At 67.0% G+C, this 7,626-nt stretch carries 7 protein-coding genes and 2 pseudogenes; 4 read left to right on the forward strand and 5 right to left on the reverse strand.

From position 1 onward, the window contains the following. The 4 genes from VMD50_RS18420 to VMD50_RS18435 form a co-directional block, all read right to left on the reverse strand. Positions 1-285: DUF732 domain-containing protein (locus VMD50_RS18420; RefSeq protein ID WP_325429363.1), on the reverse strand; the 285-nt coding region annotated here is incomplete at its 3' end. A gap of 18 nt (positions 286-303) precedes the next feature. Then, the gene (locus VMD50_RS18425; protein ID WP_325429365.1) at positions 304-1,497 is read right to left on the reverse strand and encodes a PPE family protein; all 1,194 of its coding nucleotides are present in this window, start codon (positions 1,495-1,497) and stop codon (positions 304-306) included. Positions 1,498-1,518: 21 nt separating this feature from the next. Then, positions 1,519-2,703 (reverse strand): PPE family protein, encoded by a 1,185-nt coding sequence (locus VMD50_RS18430; protein ID WP_325429367.1) that lies wholly within the window; start codon positions 2,701-2,703, stop codon positions 1,519-1,521. 16 nt (positions 2,704-2,719) lie between these two features. Then, positions 2,720-3,019, reverse strand: a complete 300-nt coding sequence (locus VMD50_RS18435; RefSeq protein ID WP_325429369.1) for a PE family protein — start codon at positions 3,017-3,019, stop codon at positions 2,720-2,722. A 509-nt stretch (positions 3,020-3,528) separates the two neighbouring features. Between VMD50_RS18435 and VMD50_RS18440 the strand changes: the two genes are divergently transcribed. Continuing rightward, on the forward strand, positions 3,529-4,278 hold the full coding sequence (locus VMD50_RS18440; RefSeq protein ID WP_414686114.1) for an Rv3717 family N-acetylmuramoyl-L-alanine amidase: 750 nt from the start codon (positions 3,529-3,531) through the stop codon (positions 4,276-4,278). A 152-nt stretch (positions 4,279-4,430) separates the two neighbouring features. On the opposite strand, the pseudogene VMD50_RS18445 reads toward VMD50_RS18440, so the two are convergent. Continuing rightward, a pseudogene (locus VMD50_RS18445) lies at positions 4,431-4,663 on the reverse strand (GTP-binding protein); the annotation flags it as partial. A gap of 114 nt (positions 4,664-4,777) precedes the next feature. On the opposite strand from VMD50_RS18445, the pseudogene VMD50_RS18450 reads away from it, so the two are divergent. The 3 genes and pseudogenes from VMD50_RS18450 to ctpC form a co-directional block, all read left to right on the forward strand. Then, positions 4,778-4,858: pseudogene (locus VMD50_RS18450) on the forward strand (large ribosomal subunit protein bL28); the annotation flags it as partial. A 112-nt stretch (positions 4,859-4,970) separates the two neighbouring features. Further along, on the forward strand, positions 4,971-5,252 hold the full coding sequence (locus VMD50_RS18455) for a DUF1490 family protein (protein ID WP_325429371.1): 282 nt from the start codon (positions 4,971-4,973) through the stop codon (positions 5,250-5,252). Positions 5,253-5,262: 10 nt separating this feature from the next. Further along, positions 5,263-7,455: a manganese-exporting P-type ATPase CtpC gene (gene ctpC, locus VMD50_RS18460; RefSeq protein WP_325429373.1), complete on the forward strand. Its 2,193-nt coding sequence runs from the start codon at positions 5,263-5,265 to the stop codon at positions 7,453-7,455. The last annotated feature ends 171 nt before the right edge of the window (positions 7,456-7,626 follow it).

A 7,626-nucleotide genomic window follows, 5' to 3' on the forward strand; every position in this document is an offset into this window, starting at 1 on the left:
GGGGCAGTAGACGCTGGCGGCCGCTTGGGCGAACTTGGCGGCACTGGCCATGGTGAATCCGGGGTTGAGATCGCGGATGTCTCTGACGATGTCGAGCTGTGAGGTACCGGAGTTGGCCAAGTCGCATACCTTTTGGCCCGCGGTAATGGCTTTCTCCGGGCTCTTGTAGCTGATGCCCGCCTGGGCGAGCGCGGCGAGGAAGCTATCGTCATCGGAGTCGGCGCGGGCTGGTATGGCCACGCCGAGTAAGGCGACGACGCTGGCCAGAAAGGGTAGGACTTTCATATCGCGGGGTCGCTGTCGCTAACCGGCCGCGGGTGGGCGCCCGACGAAGCGGGGACGGAATCCATAAATCGGGTCCGCGAACTCATCCTCCCGCGAACCTGGAATGCCTCCCAGGGGCATCCCGGGCATACCCACCGCCCCAGCCTCTTCCATCACCATCGGGGTGGCGGCGCCAAAGCTGTGGTACGCCCTCGCCCCGACCTGAGTCGTCGCCGCAACCGGGGCGATCGCTGCTCCGGTGGCGCTCCAGGCCTGCGGGACCGATAAAGCCCCAACCAGGCTCGCCTGTCCCACCCCCGCTGTTGCCGCCGCACCGGGCACGCTCACTGCCGACGCCAGCGACCCGGCATTACCAAGACCGGCGGCCAGATCCTCCAGACCCGACGTGGTAGCGCCTGTTGCACCCAGGCCGTTGAGCAGCACCATCGAATCGACGAATGTCGTCGGGTTCAGAATTCCGTTGGTGGTGAAGCCATTAGAGAGGTTTGAGACGGAGTTGTTGTTGAGGAAGGCTCCCAACAGATTCTCGTTGGAATTGCTGAGAATATTCAACAGTCCGGCGAGTCCGGTGGTCGATGAACCCGAGCCGGGCGCAAAAATGCTGCTCGAAGAACTGGTGGCGGCGGCCGCGGCGTTGTTGGTGGCGTTGAGAACCGCGTTGGCCTGCAAAGCTGTTGCGCCGGGGGTGGTGTCGGACTGTGGTTGGCTAAACGGCGTCATTTGGGTCGCTGCGCGCGAGGCGGTGGTGTAGCTGGTCATCGCGGAGGCATCTTGAGCCCACATCTCGCCGTATTGGGCCTCGGTGGCCGCGATCGCCCCGGCGTTTTGGCCGAAAATGTTGCTCGCCACCAGGTTCGCCAGCTGACTGCGGTTGGCCGCAACGACCGGCGGGGGCACCGTCGCGGCAAACGCGGCCTCATAGGCGGCTGCGGCCGCGTTGGCTTGAGCGCCGGTCTGCTCAGCCTGCACGGCGGTGGTGCTCAGCCACTCGAGATACGGTGCGATCGCCGCCGACATCCTCGTCGAGGACGGGCCGAGCCAGCCCTCGCTGGCGAGCGCCGCGATCACCGATCCATAATCGGTTGCCGCGGATCGCATTTCAGCAGAAATGGCGTTCCACGCGGCCGCGGCGGCCAGCATCGATCCCGATCCGGGGCCGGAATACATCCTGGCCGAGGTGATTTCCGGCGGCAAGCCCGCAAAAAGCGACATGACGTCTTCTCCTGAAGTCTCTTATCCGGCGGCCGGGGGACGGGGCATGACGACGGGACGGAACCCGTATTTCGGGATGGCGCGGCGTAGTCGCCTGCCCGTACCACCCATCGGTCCCGCAACGCCTCCCGGCCCGCCCGCCGCCGGGGATGTCCCGACGTCACTTAAGCCACTGACGCCACTGGCCGGCACTGCCGTTTGAGCGGGGCTGATCGTGGCTGCGTTGGTCCAGGTTGGTGGCACCGACATCGAACCCACCAGACTCGCGTGGCCAAGCCCAGCAGTCGCGCCGGTCAGACCCGCTGACCCCACCGTGTTGGATGCCAGGCTGGCGGCCGACGTGGCACCTTCGGCGCCGGCGGCGAAGTCGCCCAGGCCCGACATCGTCGTGGCCCGCGTCCCCAGGGCCCCCACTGCCGTTGCCAGGATTAATTGAGGGTTGAACGGGCCGCCGGCAATCGAACCGTTGACGACCGAGCCGGCAAAGAAGTTACTTTGCAGGAAGTTCCCCAGCGCTGAGTTGTCCGACCCGTCCAGCAAACCCGTCAGGTATCCGGTGAACGATCCGGAGGTGGGGTCGGCAGCGGCAGTGTTGGTGGATACCACCGAGTTCGCTGTCCCCGCCGGCGTCTGGGCCGCTTGGGTGACCGCCTGGTTTTGTAGGGCCACTCCGTCGGGGGTGGTGTTCGTCTGTGGCGAGGCGAACGGCGTCAACTGCGATGCGGTTGCCGAGGAGCCGGCATAGCCGTTCATCGCGGCGGCATCTTGTGCCCACATTTCGGTGTATTCGGCCTCGGTGGCCGCGATCGCCGGGGTGTTTTGCCCGAAAATGTTGGTCGCGACCAGCGTCGCCAGCTGAGTCCGGTTGGCTGCGATGACCGGCGGGGGCACCGTCATGGCAAACGCGGACTCGTAGGCGGTCGCCGCCGCGTTGGCTTGGGTGCTGGCCTGCTCGGCCTGGGTGGCGGTGGTGCTCAGCCACGCCAGGTAGGGTGCGGCCGCGACCGACATCGACATCGACGACGGACCCAGCCAGCCCCCGCTGGTCAGCTCCGAAACCACCGAACCGTAACCGGCTGCCGCCGAACGCATTTCAGCGGCCATCGTGGTCCATGCAGCGGCGGCGGCCAGCATCGGCCCCGATCCGGGGCCGGAATACATTCTGGCCGAGTTAATTTCCGGCGGTAACGCCGCGAAATCTAGCATTGGTCGCTCTGGGCGCTCAGCGGGTCGCGGCCGCGTTGGCTGCCTCGGTGGCCGCGTACGATCCGGCGCTGGTCTGCAAGGTGGCCACAAACGCCTCGTGTATCGCGTTGGCTTGGGCACTCACCGCCTGAAACGTCTGGGCGTGGCTTGCGAATTGTGCCGCCGTCAACGCCGACACCTCATCGGCGGCGGCGGGCACCACCCCAGTCATCGGGGCTGCGTTGGCAGCATTCTGGGCGGCCAGCGACGAGCCAAGCAACTGCAGGTGGCTCGCGGCGGCGGCCAGCATTTCCGGCTGCGCAGTGACATAAATCATCAGAGTTCTCCTCCCGAAAATAAGCCGAGCCCGAGGGCTGTGGTCGTGCTAGGGCGTGCCTGCCACGCGGTCGCTGTCCCCCTGAGCGGCCACAAGGACCAACTGAATACGCGTTGGCCCTCCCGGTATTGAAAACGATTATCATTAAGACGGCCTGAATGTACCGTCTCCGGTAAGCGTTGTCCACAATGATTGTCATTATCATTAAGAGGACTCGCACCTGGCAGAGGCCACGTGTCGGCCCACCGCTGGCTCCGGTAGCCCACAACTCGACTTCAACACACCGGGGTCGGCCGTCACGTTCGCGTCGACGCACCCAGGCAATTGCCGAGAGCGGCTGCGCGGGTTGCGGTAACCGGTCCCTCATCGGGTCTCGTCTTAAAGACACATTTCAGCAACGCTCGCGCCCGTCGATCCGAGTTTGACGGTTGACTGCCTACGGTGGGGCTATGCAGGACAACGGTTCATCGATCCGATCGCGATGCCGGGGCACGGTACCGCGCCGCGATGTGCTCAAGTACGCAGCCAGCGCTCCGGTGTTGTTGAGCCTGCCGACGGTGCCGCTGGTGGGCGCACCGACGGCCGGTGCGACGTCGGCGATCGCGGGCCGGATGGTGTTCCTGGATCCTGGCCACAACGGCGCCAACGACGCCTCGATAAATGAGCAGGTGACCAATGGCCGCGGGGGTACCAAGGAGTGCCAAACCACTGGTACCTCCACCGACGCCGGTTACCCCGAGCACAGCTTCAACTGGGATGTGGTGCTGCGCATTCGCGCGGCGTTGACGGCGCTCGGTGTGCGGACCGCGATGTCACGCGGAAACGACAACGCGTTGGGTCCGTGTGTGGATCAGCGCGCCGCGATGGCCAACGCCCTGCAGCCCGATGCGATCGTGAGCATCCACGCCGACGGCGGACCGCCGGATGGGCAGGGCTTTCACGTCAACTATTCCAGCCCGCCGCTCAACGAGGCCCAGGCAGGACCTGCGGTCCGCTTCGCCCACGTCATGCGCGATCAGTTGGTTAGCGCGGGACTGCGGCCGTCCACGTACCGCGGCACCAACGGGTTGTACGGGCGCGCCGACCTGGCCGGTCTGAACCTGGCCCGCTATCCGTCGGTCCTGATCGAACTCGGCAATATGAAGAACACCGCCGAGGCCGCGGTTCTGGCCAGCGCAGAGGGGCGGTCGCGCTACGCATCAGCGGTCACCCAGGGCATTGCGGCGTACCTGGGTTCCACGACTCCGGCACATCTATGAAACCCGTTGCCCCAGAGGGATTGGCTCAGAATCGTCCGGTTATACCCGTCGTTCATATCGGTAACGCCGGGAAGGGCGAAGACGTCGGCCAGGATCTGCTCAACTAGTGCGGGGTGGCGGCGCGGCCGGGTCGGCGCAGCATCGTCACGTCGATTTCGTCGGCGGTGCAGTTGACGCAACAGCGCGAGAAGGTCGTTTGCGGATGGTGCACGACACGCACCCGTGCGCGAGTTCGAGCGCAGTCTCCGTGGCCTCAACACTCCATGCTGCAGCGTCACCATCATGCGGCGCACCACGTGACCGTCGAAACGGTGCTCGACGACCAGCGCCCCACGACCGGGTCGGTGTCCTTCTGGCCGGCGATCAGGATGACGGGCGTCCGCATCAGTCCCCATGTTGGTAATCATTTTCATTAGAGGTGCGCGTACGGTACCGTCTCCGATGACGCTTTTCGGAAACAATTTTCAAATTAAGCGCACACGGGGTCAAGGAGGCTGCAGTGTCTGCTCGTTGCCAAGTCACCGGCCAGGTACCGGGTTTCGGTAACGCGGTGTCGCATTCGCATCGCCGAAGCCGTCGGAGCTGTGACGGCGGAGCAGCAGCAATTCATACTGATATCGCAATACCATTATGTTAGCTTCCTGGAGATATTCGCTAACGTGTTTGTGCCGACAGACCGGGAGGTTCAGGCAATGGCGGTCCACGGGCTACTGGCAAAGGCGGCATCGGCGGTGGTCACCGGCCTGGTCGGCGTGACGGCCTACGAGGTGGTGCGCAAGGCCGTGGCCAAGGCGCCGCTGCATGCGACCGCGGTGTCGGCGGCGGAGGTGGGGTTGCGCGGGACGCGCAAGGCGGAGGAGGCCGCGGAGTCGGCGCGGCTGAAGATCGCCGACGTCATGGCCGAGGCCCGCGAACGCATCGGCGAGGAGGCGCCCGCGCCGGCGGTCGCCGACGTCCACCAGCACGAGCACTGATCGGGCGTGCATGTCCGCCGACATTGCTGCGCTCCCCGACGTAGACACCGCAGGCGACCCTGAGCTGCTGGTGGTTTCGGATGCGGCCGGGCGCATGCGGGTTTCGGTCGGGTGGGTGCGGGGCGATTCCCGGCGTGCGGTGGCGGTCGAGGAGGCCGTCGCCAAGCAAGACGGGGTGCGCACCGTGCACGCTTACCCTCGCACCGGATCGGTGGTCGTGTGGTATTCGCCCCGGCGCTGCGACCGCCCGGCGGTGCTGGCGGCAATCGAAGGCGCCGCCCAGGTCGCCGCGGAGCTGATCCCGGCGCGCCCGCCGCATTCGTCGGAGATCCGCAACACCGATGTCCTTCGCATGGTGATCGGTGGTGCGGCGCTGGCCCTGCTCGGGGTGCGCCGCTACGTGTTCGCCCGGCCGCCGCTGCTCGGCCCGAGCGGCCGGACGTTCGCGACCGGCGTGACCGTCTTCACCGGCTATCCGTTCCTGCGGGGTGCGCTGCGTTCGCTGCGGTCCGGGCGGGCCGGCACCGATGCGCTGGTGTCGGCGGCGACCGTGGCGAGCCTGGTGTTGCGTGAGAACGTGGTCGCTCTGACCGTGCTGTGGCTGCTCAACATCGGCGAGTACCTGCAGGACCTGACCCTGCGGCGGACCCGGCGGGCCATTTCCGAGCTGCTGCGCGGCAACCAGGACACGGCCTGGATTCGGCTGACGGACGGGCCTCAAGCGGGCACCGAGGTTCAGGTGCCGATCGACACCGTGCAGATCGGCGACGAGGTGGTGGTCCACGACCACGTCGCGATCCCGGTGGACGGCGACGTGGTCGAGGGTGAGGCGATCGTCGACCAGTCCGCGATCACCGGGGAGAACCTGCCGGTTGTTGTCGTGGTCGGGGCATCCGTGCACGCCGGGTCGGTCGTGGTGCGCGGACGGCTGGTGGTGTGCGCCCGCGCCGTCGGCAATCAAACCGCGATCGGGCGCATCATCACCCGGGTCGAGGAGGCTCAGCTCGACCGGGCGCCGATCCAGACGGTCGGCGAGAACTTCTCCCGCCGTTTCGTTCCCACCTCGTTCATCGTGTCGGCCGTCACCCTGGCGGTCACCGGCGATGTCCGCCGCGCGATGACCATGCTGTTGATCGCCTGCCCCTGCGCGGTGGGCCTGTCGACCCCGACCGCGATCAGCGCGGCGATCGGCAACGGTGCACGCCGCGGCATCCTGATCAAGGGCGGATCGCACCTCGAACAGGCCGGCCGGGTCGACGCGATCGTGTTCGACAAGACCGGGACGCTGACCGTCGGGCGGCCGGTGGTCACCAATATCGTTGCGATGCATAAGGATTGGGAGCCCGAGCAGGTGCTGGCGTATGCGGCCAGCTCGGAGATCCACTCGCGTCATCCGCTGGCCGAAGCGGTGATCCGCTCGACGGAGGAACGCCGTATCAGCATCCCGCCGCATGAGGAGTGCGAGGTGCTGGTGGGCCTGGGCATGCGCACGTGGGCCGACGGCCGCACCCTGCTGCTGGGCAGTCCGTCGCTGCTGCGCGCCGAGAAGGTCAAGGTGTCGAAGAAGGCCTCGGAATGGGTGGACAAGCTGCGCCGCCAGGCCGAGACCCCGCTGCTGCTCGCCGTGGACGGGACGCTGGTGGGGTTGATCAGCCTGCGCGACGAAGTGCGGCCCGAGGCCGTCGAGGTGCTCAAAGAGCTGCGGGCCAACGGGATTCGCCGGATCGTGATGCTCACCGGCGACCATCCCGAGATCGCCGAGGTGGTCGCCGGCGAGCTCGGCATCGAGGAGTGGCGCGCCGAGGTGATGCCGGAGGACAAGCTCGAGGTGGTGCGCGGGCTGCAGGGCGAGGGCTTCGTCGTCGGCATGGTCGGCGACGGCGTCAACGACGCCCCCGCGCTGGCGGCCGCCGACATCGGGATCGCCATGGGCCTGGCCGGAACCGACGTGGCCGTCGAGACCGCCGATGTGGCGCTGTCCAACGACGACCTGCACCGCCTGCTCGACGTGCGCGACCTGGGGGCCCGCGCCGTCGACGTGATCCGCGAGAACTACGGCATGTCCATCGCGGTCAACGCCGCCGGGCTCGTCATCGGCGCGGGCGGCGCGTTGTCGCCGGTGCTGGCCGCGATCCTGCACAACGCGTCCTCGGTGGCGGTGGTGGCCAACAGCTCCCGGCTGATCCGCTACCGGCTGGACTGAGCCTTTATGCCCGTGTCATCAACGGGCACCACCACAGGGGGTAATGCGTAGCCGTCAGTGCTCGTCGTAATGCTCGCCGTGAGCCGCGTGCCGGCACCCGTCGTGCACATAGTCGACGTGATCCCGGTGCGGGATCGCGACATGGCCGCATCCTTCACCGTGGACATGGTC

The sequence above is a fragment of the Mycobacterium sp. genome (assembly GCF_035506235.1).
Classification (GTDB): Bacteria; Actinomycetota; Actinomycetes; order Mycobacteriales; family Mycobacteriaceae; genus Mycobacterium.

What these genes read in the sequence shown, in the direction of transcription:
- ctpC (WP_325429373.1), top strand. Translation starts at nt 5,263, where the DNA reads ATGTCCGCCGACATTGCTGCGCTCCCCGACGTAGACACCGCAGGCGAC.
- VMD50_RS18425 (WP_325429365.1), bottom strand. Translation starts at nt 1,497, where the DNA reads ATGTCGCTTTTTGCGGGCTTGCCGCCGGAAATCACCTCGGCCAGGATG.
- VMD50_RS18435 (WP_325429369.1), bottom strand. Translation starts at nt 3,019, where the DNA reads ATGATTTATGTCACTGCGCAGCCGGAAATGCTGGCCGCCGCCGCGAGC.
- VMD50_RS18455 (WP_325429371.1), top strand. Translation starts at nt 4,971, where the DNA reads ATGGCGGTCCACGGGCTACTGGCAAAGGCGGCATCGGCGGTGGTCACC.
- VMD50_RS18430 (WP_325429367.1), bottom strand. Translation starts at nt 2,703, where the DNA reads ATGCTAGATTTCGCGGCGTTACCGCCGGAAATTAACTCGGCCAGAATG.